Genomic DNA, 17,595 nt, shown 5'->3' with positions numbered 1-17,595 from the left:
CAGCAGGCGGCAGCGGCTGAAGCTGCGGCGGAGCGGCAGCAGTTGACCAGCGAAGCGCGAGCAGCTGCAGCGCGAGTATCAGCATGCGCTGCGGCAAATCGCCGATCTCGACGAGCGGCTGCAGAAGCTGCGGGCCGAAGCGGAACTTGCGGAGGCACGGGAGCAGAGCGCGCGCAGCGCCGTCGAGAGCGGGCTGAGCGAGGAGGCGCTGCTGCTAAAGCTTGAGGAAGAGCGAGAGCTGCTGCAGCTCGAGTGGGAAGATCGGACGGCCGAACTGCAGCAAGCCGCCGACCGCCGGCAACGCGAGCTGGTGCGCGAAGTGGAGCGGCTGCAGGAGGAGCTTGCCGCTTTTGCGGAAAGCGCTGCGGCCGGAGAGCCGGACGCGCGCTTGCAGGAAGAGCTGGATACGCTGCGCCGCGACTACCGCCAGCTGCAGGACGAATACGCCAAGCTGCAGACCGAATTCAACGAATGGATCGAGCTCGAGCTCGGCGAGCAAGGCCGATGACGGGAGCGGGGCTGCGGCTATGAACGGACTTGATTGGGTTTTGCTCGCCGTCGTGCTCGGGGGCTTGGTGCTCGGATACTCGCGCGGCTTTATCGGCCAGATCGTTTCTTTCGCCGGGCTGTTCGTCGCCTACATTGTGGCCTATAAGTTTTACGGCGATCTGGCTCCGATCGTGAAAAACACGATCGCTCTGCCATCCGCACAGACGTACCAGAAATACGAGTTTTTCGCCAAAACGTTGAATCTAGAAACGTATATCGTTAACGCCATCTCGTTCGCTCTGCTGTTTTTCGGCGTCAAGCTCGCCTTGGTCGTAGCCGGCCATGCGCTCAACTTCATCGCCAAGGCACCGGGCCTTAATCTGGTCAACCGTTCCGCCGGAGCGCTTCTCGGGTTAGCCGAGGCGGCTCTGATCGTCGTCGTCGGCGTCAATGTCATGACGATACTGCCGTCGGACCCGATTCAGAGCCTGCTTCAGCACTCCATGCTGGCTCCTTACGCGCTGGACGGTTTTCCCGCCATTGCCGGCAAATTGCGGCACTTATGGGAAACAACTTCCGGAGGCTCGATCGTCTAATTTCCCGGAACCCCCTGTTGGCTGGTCTCGCCATGCAAAAACAGCCCCGCCGCTGTCGTCAGCGATGGGGCTGTTGGTTTGATACGAATCGTTTTGATTAGTCCACGACGAGCTTCGAAACCATGTTGGCATGGCCTTGGCCGCACGGGATCATGCAGCGGATTTCGAACGAGCCGGCTTTGTCCGGAGTGAATGTCGCCGTTTTGTTGTTGGTGTCCAGCTTCACGTTAAAGTCTTTCAGCGTCGCGCTGTGCATGCCTTGCTTCGAATCGAACGTAATCGTGACCGGCTGGCCTTTTTTGACGTGATATTCGGGTTGGTTGAACTGCCAGTTCGTCGCCTCGATTTTCACTTGCTGCGCGTTCGGGTCCGGTGCGGCGCTTGGGCTCGGCGCGGAATTTTGGTTGCTGCCGCAGGCGGCAAGCCCGAGTGCCAGCGCGATGACGCCCAAAATTACGATCAGTTTTTTCATATGACGAATTCCCCCGTTCAGAACGATGGTTAACAGCTACGTTTTCATCATAGCGCATACTGCTGGTAAATTCAGTGACAAATCGTTGACAACATCCTAAAGGGAATTGCCGCTCATGGAGAAACGCAAAAAATCCATCGGCGGCCGTGGGCCGTCGATGGATTTTTTGCTGCATAAGGCTGACTCCGCTACGGTTAACGCGCACGTCCCAAAGGACGGCGTAAACCGTTTATCCTCACATGGCGTTAAGTTGCGCGTTCGTTCCGGTTGTCGCTGAACGGCGTCGAAACCGGGATGAACAAGTCGATGATGCCGATCACGAGAGCGGCCAAAATCGCGCCGATAAACGTTGTCGACACTCCACTGACGATGAACTGCGCCAGCCAGATGACGAGCGCGGATACGAGAAAACCGACGATGCCGCGGCCGAACGGCGTAACCCGCTTGCCGAATATCGCCTCAATAATCCATCCCGCCGCCGCGATGACGAGTGCCAGGAAGAAAGCGCTCCAGAAGCCGCCGACTGTAAAGGTCGGAACGATCCAACCTACCACCAGCAATACCAATGCCGACACAATAAACCTGACCAAGTGACCAAGAAAATGCATCGCGGTACCTCCTCTTCTTTAGGATCGGGTGCTACCCAACGAAAGAAGCTGATGCGGCAAGCGGCTCGCGGGAACGGAAGTCCCAGGCCTTTTGCGGGCAGCGCGTCGACGATGGGTGCACCCAATAGAATGTGCCAACTGCGGTACTCCTATGAAAGGAACTTTCCGCCAGCGGTCAATATGCCGCGCCGCACGGACCAATTCGGCTTTTGCAGCCCGCCCCCGAACATTGGCCCAAACCGGCACCGTCCGGAAAAAACGGGTGCAACTCATACTCTCATTCGCTTTCCGGCCCGACCGTTGGTTATAATAGAGACGATTGCATTCGCCCCGGGAGGCTGGAGAAGTTGAACGAAAAGATCATTAAGACGCTCGAATACGAGAAAATTCTTCATAGATTGACCAATTATGCGGCGACGACGCTCGGCAAGGAGCAGACCCAAGCGCTGCGCCCTTCGGGCGACCTCGAAGAGGTGAAGCGGCGCCTTAAAGCGACGGACGAGGCCGCGAACGTCGACCGCCTGAAGGGCGGAGCGCCGTTCGGCGGCATCCGCGATATTCGGCCGGCGCTGCACCGGGCGAGAGTGGGCGGCATGCTGAACCCGTCCGAGCTGCTCGATATTGCGACGACGTCGAACGGCTCGCGCCGCTCAAAAAATTTCTTATCGCCATGAACGAAGAATTCGCGATCCCGACGCTGCTCACGCTGGCGGAAGGGCTTAGCGAACAGAAGCCGCTTGAGGACAAGATCAAAAGCTGCATCGACGACAATGCCGCGGTTCTCGACCAGGCTAGTCCGGAGCTGGCCCGCATCCGCCACGAGCTGCGCAGCGGGGAAGCGCGCGTGCGCGAGAAGCTCGAGCAAATGATCCGCAACCCCTCGGTACAAAAAATGCTGCAGGACGCCCTCGTCACGATCCGCGGCGACCGGTATGTCATTCCGGTCAAGTCGGAGTACCGGGCTCATTTCGGCGGACTGATTCACGACCAGTCGGCTTCCGGCGCGACGCTGTTCATCGAGCCCGAATCGGTCGTGGCGCTGAACAACAAGCTCAAAGAGCTGCGCATGAAAGAGGAGGCCGAGGTCGAGAAAATTCTCCGCATGCTTTCCGCCGCCGTCGCCGAAGCCGCGGACGAGCTGCTTGCCGACACGGACCTGCTCGGGCTGCTCGATTTTCATTTTGCCAAAGCCGGTCTCGCCCGCGAGCTGAAAGCGACGCTGCCGATCATGAACGACCGCGGCTTCCTCAAAATCAAGCGCGGCCGCCATCCGCTCATCGCTCCCGAGAACGTCGTGCCGCTCGACATCGAGCTCGGCAACCAGTATACGACCATCATCGTGACAGGCCCGAACACCGGCGGCAAAACCGTCTCGCTCAAAACGGTCGGCCTGCTCAGCCTGATGGCCATGTCCGGCTTGTTCGTCCCTGCCGAGGAAGGGTCGCAGCTGTGCGTGTTCGACGCGATCTATGCCGATATCGGCGACGAGCAGAGCATCGAGCAGAATCTGAGTACGTTCTCGAGCCACATGACGAACATTATCGGCATCCTGCGCGATATGACGCCGAAAAGCCTCGTTCTGCTCGACGAACTTGGCGCCGGCACGGACCCGGCGGAAGGGTCGGCGCTCGCCATCGCCATTCTCGATTACATTCACCGCATGGGCTGCCGCATCATCGCAACGACGCACTACCCGGAGCTGAAAGCTTACGCTTTCGAGAAAAAAGGGACGATCAACGCCTCGATGGAATTCGACATCGCTACGCTGAGCCCGACGTACCGGCTGCTTGTCGGCGTGCCGGGGCGAAGCAACGCTTTCGCCATCGCCGAGCGGCTCGGGCTTATGCGGCCGATTATCGAAGCGGCGCGGGGCCAAGTCGGCGAAGAGGATCAGCGCGTAGAGTCGATGATTGCGACGCTGGAGGAAAACCGCCTGACCGCCGAGCAGGAGCGGCATGAGGCCGAGCGACTGCGGCGCGAAGCCAGTCAGCTGCGGGCCGAGCTGCAGCGCGAGCGCAGCAAATTCGACGAGCAGCGCGACAAGCTGCTGGAGAAAGCCGAGCGCGAAGGGCGGGAGGCGGTGGCGAAAGCGCGGCGCGAAGCGGATGAAGTGATCGCCGAGCTGCGGCGCATGGCGCTCGAAGAGCGAGGCGGCTTCAAGGAGCATAAGCTGACCGAAGCGCGTCGCCGGCTCGAACAGGCGGAGCCGCAGCTGCGCAAACAGCGGGGCTTGGCTGCGGACGGAGCCAGAAGGAAGGCGGCGGACGTGCAGCCGGGCGACGAAGTGCGGGTCGTGCATCTCGGCCAGAGGGGGCACGTCGTCGAGCTGTCTGGGGACGCGGAAGCGATCGTACAGATGGGCATTATGAAAATGAAGGTGCGCCGCGACCAGCTCGAGCCGGTTGGGGAAGCCGCGGCCAAGCCGAAGCCGGTGCAGCGCACGGCGACGACGGTGAAGCGCACCCGGGACGAGAACGCGCGGACGGAGCTGGACATGCGCGGCATGAATTTGGAGGAAGCGCTGATCGAAGCCGATCGGTTCCTCGACGAGTCGTTTTTGTCGAATCTCGGTCAGGTGTACCTGATTCACGGCAAGGGGACCGGCATTTTGCGCTCGGGCATACAGGACTATTTGCGCCGCCACAAGCACGTCAAGTCGTACCGCTATGGCAACTATAACGAAGGCGGCAACGGCGTCACGGTCGTCGAGCTCAAATAATAGGACCGGATCAGGCACGCGCCGTCGCAAAGAAGTAACTGCGGGGCGCCCGCACCAAGGCAGCATACGCCCTTTTCCCGCCGGACCGCGGCAAAGGGCAAACGGGCAAAGAAGCGAGGAGTGAAGCGGACATGGAGCTGAGACTTGCGCAGGAAACGGATTTGCCGGACATTCTGGACATTTACAACGACGCCATCGTGAACACAACCGCCGTGTATCATTATGAGCCGCAGACGCTGGACAACCGCCGGCAGTGGTACTTGGACAAGCGGCAAAGCGGGCATCCGGTCGTCGTGCTGGAGGATCGGGGAAACGTCGTCGGCTTCGCGGCGTACGGCCCGTTCCGCGCTTGGCCCGCGTACAAATATACCGCAGAGCATTCCGTCTACGTGCATCGCGGTTTCCGCGGCCGCGGCGCAGGCAAGCTGCTGCTGCAGGAAATCATTCGCCTTGCCGAGCGGCAAGGAGTCGCTACGCTCGTCGCCGGCATCGATGCGGCGAACGAGGCCAGTATCGAGCTGCACAGAAAGCTCGGCTTCACTCACTCCGGTACGATTCGCCGCGCTGGCTTCAAATTCGGGCGCTGGCTCGATCTGGCGTTTTATCAGCTCGACCTTCCGGGTCCGGAGCAGCCGACTGACGGGTAAGCGGTAAAATGGCTCAGCCTCCGCGGTGCGGGAGCTGGGCCATTTTCTCACTTCAAATATTCCCGAATGCCGTCCGCGAACCGGATTTGCGGGACGCCGAACACTTGCACGAACCGGTTGCCGTCGCGGCAAATGTTTTCCTCGAGCAGCATCGTCAGCTGGTCTTCGGTGACAGGGAAGAAAGGAAAGCGCTGCATCGTTTTGACGAGCGGTTTTGCCGCCCACAGCGGCATATGCAGGAGGCGGACGGAACGGCCGAGCGCGCGGGCGATTTCCTTGATCATTTCGTTGTACGGTATTTGCTCGGGGCCGCCGACTTCGTACGTTTCGCCGGCCGGGTCCGCTGCGAGCGCTTTGGCGAAAACGTCGGCCACCGTATGCAGCGACACCGGCTGCATCCGGTACAGCCCGTTGCCGAACACCGGAGTTACCGGAGCTTTGACGAGGCCGGCCAGCATGTTCACGAACTCGTCCCCGGGCCCAAAGATGACCGACGGCCGAAAAATGGTATGCGGAACGCCGCTGCTCCGCACCCGCTCCTCCGCCTCACATTTGCTTCGGTGATATCCGCTCACGGCGTTCGGACGCGCCCCCAGCGCGCTCATGTGCACGAAGCGGGGAACGCCGGCTTCCCGCGCCGCCGTTACAAGCATGTCCGTACCGTCAACGTGGATGCGGCGGAACGTGACGCCGCGGCGCGGCTTCTCCCGGATGATGCCGACAAGGTGCACCACCGCATCGGTGCCGCGCAGCGCTTCCTTGTACGAATCCGGCGCCAGCAAATCGCCGCAGGCCGCAACGAGCCGCCCTTCGGCCGCATCGGCGCTGGAGCCTGCTCCGCGCAGCCTTCCGGCGCCGCCGCGCACGAGACAGCGCACCTCGTGGCCGTCCGCAAGCAGCCGCTTGAGTATGGCCGAGCCGACGTACCCGGTTCCTCCCGTCACAAACACTTTCAACTTGGGCCGCCTCCTTGACTGCAGCGTTCGTGCTTTTATGTATAACTATATCATCATTGTCCGCTGAAAAAAATTTTTGAAACGTCCGGCAAGGGCGTGCGTATGTAACAGTGTGAAAACGTACCGAACCATTTGGTAGGAGGAGAACAAACGATGGGAATTTTCAAACGACTGCGCGATATGACGATGGCATCCATTAACGATTTGCTCGACAAGGCGGAAGACCCGGTCAAAATGCTGAACCAATTCCTGCGCGACATGGAGGAAGACATCGTCGAAGCGGAATCGGCGGTAGCGAAGCAGATTGCGATCGAGAAGAAGTTCCAGCAGCAGTACCAGGAAGCCGAAGAGATGGTGCAAAAGCGCGAAGAGCAAGCGATGAAAGCTTTGGAGCAAGGCAACGAAGATCTTGCCCGCCGCGCGCTCGAAGACAAGAAGGAGCATCAGGCTCGCTTTGAGGAAATGAAGCGGCAGTACGACCTGGCCAAGACGAACGCCGACAAGCTGCGCGCGCAGCTGACCGAAATGAAAGACGAGTTTAACAAAATGAAAAGCAAGCGCGAGGTGCTCGTCGCCCGCGCGGAAGCGGCGAAAGCGCAAAAGCAAATCAACCAGGCGATTTCCGGGTTTGGCGTCGACAACGCGGCCAAAGGCTTCTCCCGCATGGAAGAAAAGGTGCTGCAGCTTGAGGCCGAGGCGCAAGCGAGCGGGGAGCTTTCCTCCAAACGTTCGCTCGACGACGAGCTGGAGCAGCTCGACAAGAGCGGCGGCGTCGACGACGAGCTCGCGGCGCTGAAAGCGAAGCTCGCTCAGAAGAAACAGTCGTGATATAATCTTCATAAATGATTGCCCGAGAGACTGAAGCCCCCCTTCAGTCTCTTCCGCTCTTTCGGAGACGTTATGTTCGTGAAACGGAAGGGGGAAACTTGAGTTTGCGGGAAGAGGTGGATCGGTTGTTGAGCAATCCCTTTGTCGGGACGCTGGCTTATTTCTCGGTAGCGGCGCTGGCGCTCGTCGTTTGCTTGACCATTTTCAATTTGATTACGCGGTACAACGATTGGGAAGAGATCAAGAAAGGGAATATGGCGGTTGCGATGGCGGCGGGCGGCAAAATTTTCGGCATCTGCAACTTGTTCCGGTTCGCCATTTTGAACAACGATACGATTTGGCACTCGCTCATGTGGGCGGGGTACGGCTTCGTTTTGCTGCTTGCGTCGTATTTCCTGTTCGAGCTTCTGACTCCGCTGTTTAAGGTGGATGCCGAAATTCAGCGCGACAACCGGGCCGTAGGGCTGCTCTCGATGATGATCTCGATCTCGGTCTCGTACGTGATCGGAGCTTGCGTTACATGAAATATTTGTGGGGAACGCTGTTCGCGCTGGCCGCGGTGTTTTTCGCCTGCGGCGTGTATTATTTCGTGAATCACTGACAAGCAACCTCGTTGCAAAAGGGGCGGGAATGGATGGAGTTGCACGATAGCGGAGGCTATTTGCCGCGGATCAGGGAATTTTGCCTTTCCTTGCCCGCGACGAGCGAGCGGTTAAGCCACGGGGCGCCTACCTTTTTTATCGAGGAGAAGCGCTCTTTCGCCGCATACCGCAACAATCATCACGGCGATGGCAAGGTGGCGCTCTGGTGTGCGGCGCCGCCGGGAGCGCAAAGCACGCTTGTAGCATCGGCGCCGGACTGGTACTATATTCCTGCGTACGTCGGGCACCTCGGCTGGGTCGGGTTGCGGCTTGACCGCGATGCAGGCTGGGACGAAATCGCCGGCGCTATCGAGAGTGCGTACTTGGCCCGTGCGCCGAAAAAATGGATCGACTTCGTAAAGGAAAGACGTCAGAGAGGATAGCCAGACATGAATGAACAAAATACGATATGTCCTTGGTGCCAGACGGAGATCGTATGGGATCCCGAGATCGGCCCGGAGGAAGTGTGTCCGCACTGCTTTAACGAGCTGGGCAGCTACCGCAGCATCCAAGTGAATTTGAAAACCGGCGCTTCGCGGCACGAGCCGGACGGAGAGCCGGACGAAGACGACGAAGACGTGCTGGACGAGGACGAATGGGACGGCCTGGACGTGCCCGACGCCGAATGGGTGGGCGGGGAAGATCTCGATACGTACGGAGAAGCGGTGCAGGCTTGTCTCGAGCAGCAGGAGGAAGCGCCGGAGTGCGTAAGCTGCCGCGAGCTGATGCTCCACGCCGGCGACCAGGAGGTCGCCAAGGAGGCGTTCACGCCGGTCGTGCCGCTGCCTCTCGGCAAGCCTTTCCTGCACGCGCCTTACAAGCTCCAGGTATATGTGTGCCCGTCCTGCTTCAAGGTCGAAACGAGACTTGGCGAAGCGGACCGGCTGCTCATGGTGGAAGCGCTCAAAGATGCGGCGATCAAGCGTTGACCGGAAGGTCGGCGCTTTTTTCATTGTTGCGCTCGGGTTACATCCCGACGAAAAAAAGCCGCGTCCTCGTGGACATCGGCTATTTGACCGTTAAGGCGATTGATTCTTTGCATATTCGTTATTCGGCTCCAGGCGCAGCAAGCCGGCCTGTTCGATATGCCGTTTCGTTTCCGGCGTGCCCCATTCGTACATCATCTCGTACACGGCCCGCAGATTGGTGTCGTAGCCGTCGTTTTCGGGGTCGAGGTGATACGGGAAAGCTAACGCGTGCGACTTCATGAACGTTCCGTGATCAAAATCGCCCATATATTCGAACAGTGTCTTGAGCCTTTCAATGTCTTCCGGCGTCGCTTCGATTTCCAGTTCATATGCGGCATCGCCTTGATTCTCCATGACGGTTTTCGCTTGAACGGAAACATAGTAAGGCTTTTTTTCCACGAATCTCTTCCCCTTTTCTCAAGAAGAATGGTAAAACATGACGATCAAAATAATACTGATTCCCAAAATAATGAACAGCGGAAATGCGAGCATCCCGACAATGGAATACGTTGCGGCCCGTTGTCCGGAATCTTGATTGTATTCGTCGTCTCTCGTCCGCTTCACGACGGAGTAAACAATGGCAGCGGCAACGATGAAGGTGATAGCCAAACAAAAATATAGTCCCTGTGCATTTGTCATGGCGCTTAGTCCTTTCATGAATTGGTTCAAACAAAGTATCTGTTGAAATTTCGTTTTCATGCACCGTGCGCGAGTGGTTTCCAATATCCCCCATAACCTTTCCCCCGCTTATGTTTCGCCGCCGATTGGGGCAGTTTAACAACTGCTATTTCCCATTGGTAAAGGATGAGAGCCGTATGCAGAAGGGCCGTGTCAAATTCCGCTTTGCCCCGGGACTTCGCAAGCCGGAGCCGCACACGATTCCCGTGAGCGGGGCGCAAAAAGCGCTCCGGGCTATGGAGGAGGCGGAGCGCAAGGGGAAGTTTACGCCGCAGACCATTTTGCTGCTCGTTGTGAATGGCCTGTTCGCCGCGGCCAACGCCTTGTCCGGCACGTTCGTCGGCGTTTATTTGTGGAAGGCAAAAAGCAATTTTGCGATGATCGGCTTTTTTACGCTGTGCATTTATGTAGCGATGGCGCTAACGTTTTGGCTCGCCGGCAAATGGGTGAAGGAGTACAACAAAATGTACGCGCTGCGCCTCGGCGTCGCGGTGTCGGCGACGTTTTACTTGCTCGTGCTGCTGTTCGGGACGAGAGCGGTGTCGTACATATGGCTGCTCGGGACGGTGCAAGGGATGGCGGCGGGATTTTTTTGGCTGGCGTACAACGTCGTCTACTTCGAGGTGACCGGCCCGAAAACGCGCGACCGGTTCAACGGCTGGGCCGGTGTGCTCGGCTCGAGCGCAGGCATGACGGCGCCTTGGATATCCGGGCTCGTCATCGTCCATATGCCGGGAATGACCGGGTATCGGACGATTTTCTCGGTATCGCTCGGCATTTTTCTTATCGGCGTCATCGCCAGCTTCTTTTTGCGCAACCGTAAGGTTCAGGACGATTACGCCTGGGGCTACATGGTCACCTGCCTGCGGCAAAAACAGACGCCTTGGCACACTGTCGCCGCCGCGCTCGTGGCGCAAGGTTTTCGCGAAGGCGTGTTCGGCTTCATTATCGGCCTGCTCGTCTATATTTCCACGGCGGACGAATCGAAGCTCGGCAGTTTCGCGCTCATTACGTCGGCCGTCTCCTTCGCGAGCTATTGGCTCGTGGGCAAGCTGCTGAAGCCGCGGCTGCGCAAATGGGGCATGCTGGCGGGCGTACTGGCCATGACGCTCGTCATCGTGCCGTTCTTTTGGCAAATGTCTTATTTGACGCTGCTCGTGTTCGGCATTGGGACCGCGCTGTTTTTCCCGATGTACTCCATCCCGATGACGTCGTCCGTCTTCGATCTGATCGGCCAAAGCGCGGAGAGCGCGCGGCGGCGCGTGGAGCTGATCGTCATGCGCGAGCTGGCGCTAAGCGCGGGGCGGGTCATGGGTACTTCGCTGTTCGTCGCCGTAACGTTTTGGAGCAAGTCGCCGCCTGTGTTCACGACGCTGCTGCTCGTCATCGGCGCGTCGCCACTGCTGAGCTGGTGGTTCATGCGCGGCCAATTTATCGCCAAAGCCAAGTCCGCTTGACAAAGGCGGGAAGGCATCGGCTACAATAAAAGGCACATACAAGATTTGGCGAGGAGGGCAACCGGGTGAGCCGCAAAATGGTAAGCAGCATTACAGAGCTGATCGGCGATACGCCGGCGGTACGAATTAACCGGCTCGTCGGTCCGGACGACGCCGAGCTGTACGTGAAGCTCGAATACTTCAATCCGAGCGGCAGCGTGAAAGACCGCGCCGCCTATAATTTGATCGCACAGGCGGAGAAGGACGGGCTGCTGGCGCCGGGGGCGACGATCATCGAGCCGACAAGCGGCAATACGGGCATCGGGCTGGCGATGAACGCCGCGGCCAAAGGCTACAAAGCGATTCTGGTCATGCCGGACAACATGACGAAGGAACGGATCAATTTGCTCAAAGCGTATGGCGCCGAAGTCGTGCTGACGCCTGCCGCCGAAAGGATGCCTGGCGCTATCCGCAAGGCGATGGAGCTGAGGGAGCAAATCCCCGGCAGTTTTATCCCGCAGCAGTTCGAGAATCCGGCCAATCCGGATATGCACCGGGTGACGACGGCGCCGGAAATCATCGAGCAGATGGACGGGCGGCTCGACGCGTTCGTCGCCACGTCCGGCACCGGCGGGACGATTACGGGTACGGGCGAAGTGCTGCGCGCGAAGCTGCCGGGCATACGCATTTACGTCGTGGAGCCGCAAGGCTCTCCGGTGCTTTCCGGCGGCAAGCCGGGGCCGCACAAGCTGGTCGGGACGAGCCCGGGCTTCGTACCGCCGGTTCTGAACACGAGCGTGTACGACGAGATCGTGCAGGTGGCGGACGAGGACGCGATTGAGACGACGCGCCGGCTCGCCGCGCAGGAAGGCATTCTGGTCGGGCCTTCGGCCGGGGCGTCGGTATGGACGGGACTGCAAGTCGCGCGCAAGCTCGGGCGGGGCAAGCGGGTGCTGTGCATCGCTCCGGATACGGGCGAACGATACCTTAGCATGGATATTTTCTAGAATTTATATCGCTATGTTCTATAACGGTGCTTATATTTCTCGGGAAATGCGCTGTCTTAATGCGTCGTAATCTTCCTCTTTAGACAAAATGGCTTGTCTACCTGCCCGAGGGCGGTGGACGGGCCATTTTGCTTGGTGAGGACTGCCGTTCGCGGAAAGATCGTACCCGTTCTGCAGCACACTCCGGATTTCGCCAGATTCCGCCGGAAGTGTGGACTGTTCAGGGGGAGGGGAATAAAGTACCATGGGAAGCAAAAGTTGACTCGCATAGGGCCGGCAGAGGGCGAAGGAGACTGACGCATCATGAAAATATCCGGTGAACGGTTAAGCGACAACCAGCGGTTTCTGCTCAAGAACGTTCTGATCATTGCGCTCGGGCTGTTCGTCAATCAGCTGCTGCAGACGGTCGGGAGCATCGTTCTGGCGAGAGTGCTGGGCGATCCGGCGAAATTCGGGGAAGTGAACTTGCTGCTGCAAATTTTCGGGATGGCCGGGCTGTTTCTGAACGTCGGCTTTACTTCGGCGCTGGTGTATGCGTTTTCGACGGAAGCGGAGGCCGCTGTCGCTGACAAGTTTCGCTACGCTTTGGCGGGGAGCACGTCGTCCGGCATCGTGATCGGTCTGCTCTTGGCGGCGCTGTCGCCGCTGCTGGCGCACATGTACCGGCTGCCCGAGCTGGCGGAGGCGCTGGCCGTCGGGGGGATCATGCTCGTTTTCAACTCGGTCGTGAACGTCGGCGTCTCGTCGTTTTCCGGCAACCGTGAGTTCGCGACGCAGGCGCTGTTCATGGTGATGACGACGGTCTTCTCTACGCTCGGCACGGTGATCGGAGTCGTCGTGCCGCTGGGCCGGGGCGGAGTGCTGCCCGCCGTATCGCTGTGGATGGGAATCGGCGCCGCGGTTACGGCTGCGCTCATTTGCTGGAGGGCGCAAACCGTACACCGCCCGCGCTGGATCGGCCGCCTCAGCGTGAAGGAAATGCGGCAGATGCTGGCGTTCGGCGTGCCGATGTGGGCGGGCAACATCGCCAAAGCGTTTCAGCAGCCTTTTCTCGTCATGGTGATCGGCTCCGGTTCGGTCGTGGCGGTCGGCTATTTGACGAACGGCATGCGCATTACCGGCTTCATCGGCATCGTCACGTGGGCGTTCATGATCGTCACGTTCCCGTTCGTCGCCGAAAGCTCCAAGGACTGGCTCGAGTGCAAGCGGCGCGGCACGCTTTGCATCCGCTACAACAATTTCCTGCTGTATCCGATGACGCTGCTCATCTGTCTGTTCCCGAACGAAATCAACGGTTTTCTGTTCGGCAACGAGTATACGAACGGCGATTCGGCGACGTATATCCGGCTGCTGGCGCTGGGCGTGTTTTTCTCATCGGTGAGCCGGCTCGGCGGCAACATCCTGGCCGGTATCGGCCGCACGAAAGCGAACTTCTGGGTCATGATCGCAGCCGGCATCGGCGTCGTCGCGGTCGTGCCGTTCATCGCGGCCAGCAACCCTGTGCTCGCGGTATGGATTTATACCGGCGGCTGGGCAGGTTCGGCCTTGTTCACGATATGGTTTTTTTACCATGAAGGGTTCGTGCTCAATTGGAAGGAGGCGTACGGCGAGCCGCTCGTTCCGACGCTCTGTCTCGGCGCCCTGCTCGAGATCGGCCGCTATACGGGCGCATGGTTCACGCTGTTCGTCATTGCCGGCGTAGCAGGTCTTGTCGCGCTGACGCTCGCCCTCGAATCCCGCAAATTCGCTTTGAGCCGTATCCGGGCTTTCAGGCATAAGCATTGAAGTGCTTAGGGGAAAGAGGTTGGCTTCGGCCGTACGATGTGCGCGTTTTCGGATGGCTTGCGCCGTCGCTTGGACGTGTGTGATTACGGATGGCTTGCGCCGTCTCTTGGACTTGAGTGATTTCGGATGGCTTGTGCCTCCCTTGGATGTGTGCGTTTATCTATAAGCAAACCTCCGCGCCATGAGTGCCGCTATGCTGACTAGCGGTTCGGCTGGCGGGAGGTTTTTTGTTACCGAAATATGCTGGAGCAGGGCCTATGGGTTGCAGAGCTTCCCGGGTGAGCGTTTTACCTCGCTGGTGCGGCATTTGCTGTGGTGTTGGTCACAAGATGCCGTGGTTGTTCTGCGGCGGGTTGGGTTTTGTAGGAACAAGCCGCCATGGTACTGGATTTGGAGGCGGGTTGGTTTGATTAAAGAACATGTTCGCTCTGCAGCGTCTTACGGGACGCTGTTAGGCGCCGATTTGACGGAATGAAGGTGCAAGGACCGATTGTTCTCTAAATAGCGACGAAAATTCGTACGGAGCGAACTTTGAGGCGCTACTGGCTGGTTAGTCCATTTTGCGTGGAAATTTGCGTCCGTAAAGTCGCTGATTAGGGAACGCGGGCTTAATTGCAGCAAACAGCATGCAGCATAAAGCACCCTATGGCGGTCTTTAATGCAGCATGCAGCACCGTATGGCGGGCTTTAATGCAGCATACAAGCACCGGTTGGTTTGGGACCGGTGGCCGTTTCGAGGTGTGTTGTTTCGGCCCCTCCTCTCAATCCAACCGTCCGACACATCCGCGAAGAACCGGAATGAGCATCGTCCTAAATAGCGGAAATATTTTCCGCCATCCGGTCTCACCCTTCACCTCGCGTGTAATGTATGTCGTTCGACATGGCATCTTCGCCAGTTTCCGTCTGCGTCCGCTTGAAGCGCTCAAGTCAACTGAGACGTTGCGCCAAAAAGTTGGCATATGCCCGGCGTCATAGCTGCATATATGCCTCCGGCAATGACCGAGTGAAAGCTGCCTCCCCGAAAGCCGCTTTGATGTTGCAACAGCAGCGGTATCGACGCAGGTTGAAAAACGGCGGGACGAACGCGGCAACGCCGCATCCGGTTCTCGGCATCGCCACGGCAACCGCGTACGCCCCGCCCCGAATGATCGCGCAAGCCGCTTGTCCACTAGCAAGAGCGGCACCGCGCTGCGGCGGACTACAGCTTGGCGACTTGCGAGTCTCCGCTAAGACGCTGCGACGTGTACACTTGGCGGATCGGTACGGCGACGAGCGTGGCTACGACTGCTTTGACGGCGTCGCCGATAAGAAACGGGTAGCAGCCGAGCGCCATCGCCTTGGCGAAAGGAATTTGCGCGACGTGCGCGAGCCATGGCACGCCGGACACATACACGAGCAGCGAGCCGAACAGCTCGGCGGCGAGGAACGTGACGATATAGGCGGTAGCGCCAATGCCTTTGACGCGCTGCAGCGCCCATCCGATGAGCAGAGCCGAGACCGGCCACATCCAAACGAAGCCGCCGGTTTTGCCGAGCAGCACCGCCATCCCGCCGCTGCCGCCGAGCAGGGGCAGGCCGAGTGCCGTCAGGATCACGACGAGCAGCATGCTGATGCAGCCGTAGAGCGGGCCAAGAAAGGCGCCGGCGAGCATGACCGCCAGCGCCTGCAGCGTGATCGGCACCGGCGAGAACCCGATCTGAATGCGGACGAAGCTGAACACGACGAGCAGAGCGGCGAATAAGGCGCTCATCGTAAGGCCGCGGATGGAGATAAATTTCATCGTTTCCCAAAACCTCTTTTCTTGTTATAATGTGCCTGTTGAATTGTTAACCAACAACATAGTTTCTTGGTTAACAATTGGCAGTATAACATAAATGTGCTAGGCGCAAAAGAGGGGAAATTGCGTGCAACAATCGGCATTTAGCTTGCGGCGGGCTTCCGTCGCGTTCCATACGCCGCAAGGCGTGCAGCCCGCGCTGCGTGAGCTGGACTTGACCGTCGCCGAAGGGGAATGGGTCGCGCTGGTCGGCCGCAACGGCAGCGGCAAAAGTACGCTGGCGCATGTGCTGGCAGGGCTCTGCCCGCTGTCCGCGGGGACGCTGACGGTGCGGGAAGGGCTGCGGACGCGGCTCGTGCTTCAAGATCCGGAGGCGCAAATCGTCGGCGAGACGGTGTTCGAGGACATCGCATTCGGGCTCGAAAATGCTTCCGTCGCCCAGGCTGCGATGCAGCCCAAGGCACGGTCGGCATTGCAACGAGTCGGGCTGGGCGTTGGCTTGGCGCATCCGAGCCGGGCGCTGTCAGGCGGCCAGAAGCAGCTTCTGGCCGCGGCGGGCAGCCTTGCTCTTGACGCGGACGCCCTCGTCCTGGACGAAGCGACCTCGATGCTCGACCCGCTCGCCCGCCGCAGGCTGCTCGAAACGATGCGTTCGCTGCACCGGCAAGGGATGACCGTCGTATGGGTGACGCAGCTGCTGGAAGAAACGGCTGCGGCGGATCGGGTTATCGCGCTGGAGAACGGCAGCATTGTATTTGACGGCGACAGCCGCGCATTTTTTTATGGTTGGGATGGGACGGAGGCGGATTGGCGGTCGCCTTGCGAGCGGCTCGGATTTATGCCGCCGTATGCGGTGCAGGTAGGGCGGCGGCTGCTCCGCTCGGGATACGAGCTGCCTGTGCTGCCGATCGTTCCGGAACAGCTTGGGGAGGCGGTGACGGCGTTATGCCGATCGTAGCCGATCGCCTTTGCGTGCCGGCGTCGGCGGACGGGAAGGAGCCTTTCTTGCAAGGCGTCTCGCTGACGCTTCAGGGCGGGGAACTGACAGTTGTCGTCGGCGCTGCCGGTTCGGGCAAATCGACGCTGCTCGACGCGCTGACCGGGGTCCGTCCGCCGCTGTCCGGCAATGTCGCTTACGACGGCCGGCCGTTATGGCGCAAAGGCCGTGTCGATCCCGCGGTAAACCGCCGCATCGGAGCCTTGTTTCAGCAGCCCGGACAAAACTTGTTCGCTGCTACCGTAGAGCGGGAGCTGCGCTATTCGCTACGGCCGTATCGGCTGCCGAAGGCGGAGCAGGACGCCCGCATGGCTGCTGCGCTTGCCGCAGTTGGGTTGCCGCCCGCCGTGTTGGCGCGTTCGCCTTTCACGCTCAGCGGAGGGCAGCAGCGGCGGATAGGTTTGGCCGCTACGGTCGTGGCCGATCCGGATTGGCTGTTCCTTGACGAGCCGTCGGCCGGGCTCGATCCGACCGGTACGGCTGCGCTTGCCGAATGGTTGCGTCGTCGGCGCGCGATGGTGCCACACACCGGCATTGTGATCGCTACGCACGATCTTGACACGTTTCTGCCGCTTGCGGATCGTGTGCTTGTGTTGCGCGGCGGCGAAATTGCCGCCGACGCGGTGCCGCCACAGTTGGCGGAAAGGCCGGAGCTGCTGCTGCAGGCGGGCGTCGGTTTGCCGGCTTATATTGAGACAGCCGTCTTGCTGCGGCGCTGCGGACTGAACGTCGCTGCCGATCCGTCGGCCGACGCGATGGCAGACGCCATCAGCGTTGCTTTGCACGCGGGAACCGAATTGCACGGCTGGACCGCTGCAAGGGCTCGACCCGCTTCGCCCGGCGGCAACTTGGCAGAACCTCAGCCTGCCTGTCCCAGCGGTCAGCCGCCTGAGTCGGAGGGCGGTTCGCCCGGCAGCATCCCGCTTACGGCTCGACCCGCTTCTCTCGGCGGCTGCTCAGCTGAACCTCAGCCTGGCTGTTCCAGAAGTCA

The 17,595-nt window shown here is 59.8% G+C and carries 18 protein-coding genes and 1 pseudogene; 13 read left to right on the top strand and 6 right to left on the bottom strand.

The features are described 5' to 3' along the window. Positions 1-319 precede the first annotated feature (319 nt). Both SD70_RS30220 and SD70_RS30215 read left to right on the top strand, forming a co-directional pair. On the top strand, positions 320-508 hold the full coding sequence (locus tag SD70_RS30220) for a hypothetical protein (RefSeq protein WP_156158277.1): 189 nt from the start codon (positions 320-322) through the stop codon (positions 506-508). Between the two features lie 19 nt (positions 509-527). Next, positions 528-1,085: a CvpA family protein gene (locus tag SD70_RS30215; protein WP_041052287.1), complete on the top strand. Its 558-nt coding sequence runs from the start codon at positions 528-530 to the stop codon at positions 1,083-1,085. Between the two features lie 97 nt (positions 1,086-1,182). Here SD70_RS30215 and SD70_RS30210 read toward each other — a convergent pair whose 3' ends face one another. Together SD70_RS30210 and SD70_RS30205 are read right to left on the bottom strand one after the other, a co-directional pair. Continuing rightward, positions 1,183-1,557, bottom strand: coding sequence for a cupredoxin domain-containing protein (locus SD70_RS30210; RefSeq protein WP_041052286.1), 375 nt, complete (start codon positions 1,555-1,557; stop codon positions 1,183-1,185). A gap of 245 nt (positions 1,558-1,802) precedes the next feature. Continuing rightward, positions 1,803-2,165: a phage holin family protein gene (locus SD70_RS30205; protein WP_041052285.1), complete on the bottom strand. Its 363-nt coding sequence runs from the start codon at positions 2,163-2,165 to the stop codon at positions 1,803-1,805. Positions 2,166-2,512: 347 nt separating this feature from the next. Here SD70_RS30205 and SD70_RS30200 point away from each other — a divergent pair. Together SD70_RS30200 and SD70_RS30195 are read left to right on the top strand one after the other, a co-directional pair. Next, a pseudogene (locus tag SD70_RS30200) lies at positions 2,513-4,884 on the top strand (endonuclease MutS2). A 131-nt stretch (positions 4,885-5,015) separates the two neighbouring features. After that, complete coding sequence (locus tag SD70_RS30195; protein WP_041052284.1) at positions 5,016-5,531, top strand: GNAT family N-acetyltransferase; 516 nt, start codon at positions 5,016-5,018, stop codon at positions 5,529-5,531. 47 nt (positions 5,532-5,578) lie between these two features. On the opposite strand, the gene SD70_RS30190 is transcribed toward SD70_RS30195, so the two are convergent. Continuing rightward, complete coding sequence (locus SD70_RS30190) at positions 5,579-6,481, bottom strand: complex I NDUFA9 subunit family protein (RefSeq protein ID WP_231571672.1); 903 nt, start codon at positions 6,479-6,481, stop codon at positions 5,579-5,581. 159 nt (positions 6,482-6,640) lie between these two features. Here SD70_RS30190 and SD70_RS30185 point away from each other — a divergent pair, with 159 nt between their 5' ends. The 4 genes from SD70_RS30185 to SD70_RS30170 all read left to right on the top strand — a co-directional run bounded on the left by SD70_RS30185 (position 6,641) and on the right by SD70_RS30170 (position 8,885). Next, positions 6,641-7,315, top strand: coding sequence for a PspA/IM30 family protein (locus SD70_RS30185; protein WP_041052282.1), 675 nt, complete (start codon positions 6,641-6,643; stop codon positions 7,313-7,315). Between the two features lie 104 nt (positions 7,316-7,419). Continuing rightward, the gene (locus tag SD70_RS30180) at positions 7,420-7,839 is read left to right on the top strand and encodes a DUF350 domain-containing protein (RefSeq protein WP_041052281.1); all 420 of its coding nucleotides are present in this window, start codon (positions 7,420-7,422) and stop codon (positions 7,837-7,839) included. A 110-nt stretch (positions 7,840-7,949) separates the two neighbouring features. Then, complete coding sequence (locus tag SD70_RS30175; protein ID WP_041052280.1) at positions 7,950-8,339, top strand: MmcQ/YjbR family DNA-binding protein; 390 nt, start codon at positions 7,950-7,952, stop codon at positions 8,337-8,339. Between the two features lie 6 nt (positions 8,340-8,345). Next, a complete protein-coding gene (locus SD70_RS30170) occupies positions 8,346-8,885 on the top strand; it encodes a hypothetical protein (RefSeq protein ID WP_041052279.1) in 540 nt (179 codons plus the stop codon). A gap of 90 nt (positions 8,886-8,975) precedes the next feature. On the opposite strand, the gene SD70_RS30165 is transcribed toward SD70_RS30170, so the two are convergent. Together SD70_RS30165 and SD70_RS30160 are read right to left on the bottom strand one after the other, a co-directional pair. Next, a complete protein-coding gene (locus SD70_RS30165) occupies positions 8,976-9,323 on the bottom strand; it encodes a hypothetical protein (protein ID WP_041052278.1) in 348 nt (115 codons plus the stop codon). Between the two features lie 18 nt (positions 9,324-9,341). Beyond that, complete coding sequence (locus tag SD70_RS30160; RefSeq protein ID WP_156158276.1) at positions 9,342-9,563, bottom strand: hypothetical protein; 222 nt, start codon at positions 9,561-9,563, stop codon at positions 9,342-9,344. A gap of 176 nt (positions 9,564-9,739) precedes the next feature. Between SD70_RS30160 and SD70_RS30155 the strand changes: the two genes are divergently transcribed. The 3 genes from SD70_RS30155 (at position 9,740) to SD70_RS30145 (ending at position 13,830) form a co-directional block, all read left to right on the top strand. Continuing rightward, the gene (locus SD70_RS30155; protein WP_052488063.1) at positions 9,740-11,059 is read left to right on the top strand and encodes an MFS transporter; all 1,320 of its coding nucleotides are present in this window, start codon (positions 9,740-9,742) and stop codon (positions 11,057-11,059) included. A gap of 77 nt (positions 11,060-11,136) precedes the next feature. Beyond that, positions 11,137-12,045, top strand: a complete 909-nt coding sequence (cysK, locus tag SD70_RS30150; RefSeq protein ID WP_197081232.1) for a cysteine synthase A — start codon at positions 11,137-11,139, stop codon at positions 12,043-12,045. 303 nt (positions 12,046-12,348) lie between these two features. Further along, positions 12,349-13,830 (top strand): oligosaccharide flippase family protein, encoded by a 1,482-nt coding sequence (locus tag SD70_RS30145; protein ID WP_041052275.1) that lies wholly within the window; start codon positions 12,349-12,351, stop codon positions 13,828-13,830. 1,198 nt (positions 13,831-15,028) lie between these two features. Here SD70_RS30145 and SD70_RS30140 read toward each other — a convergent pair. Then, positions 15,029-15,610, bottom strand: a complete 582-nt coding sequence (locus SD70_RS30140) for a biotin transporter BioY (protein WP_041052274.1) — start codon at positions 15,608-15,610, stop codon at positions 15,029-15,031. 124 nt (positions 15,611-15,734) lie between these two features. Between SD70_RS30140 and SD70_RS30135 the strand changes: the two genes are divergently transcribed. Both SD70_RS30135 and SD70_RS36580 read left to right on the top strand, forming a co-directional pair. After that, positions 15,735-16,565: an ATP-binding cassette domain-containing protein gene (locus SD70_RS30135; protein ID WP_041052273.1), complete on the top strand. Its 831-nt coding sequence runs from the start codon at positions 15,735-15,737 to the stop codon at positions 16,563-16,565. After that, on the top strand, positions 16,553-17,595 hold a 1,043-nt coding region (locus SD70_RS36580; protein WP_156158275.1), incomplete at its 3' end, for an energy-coupling factor ABC transporter ATP-binding protein. The genes SD70_RS30135 and SD70_RS36580, both read left to right, overlap by 13 nt.

This window comes from Gordoniibacillus kamchatkensis (genome assembly GCF_000829455.1).
Classification (GTDB): domain Bacteria; phylum Bacillota; class Bacilli; order Paenibacillales; family NBRC-103111; genus Gordoniibacillus; species Gordoniibacillus kamchatkensis.
The sequence above is the reverse complement of the archived record's forward strand: the minus strand, read 5'-3'. Positions and strand labels throughout refer to the sequence as shown.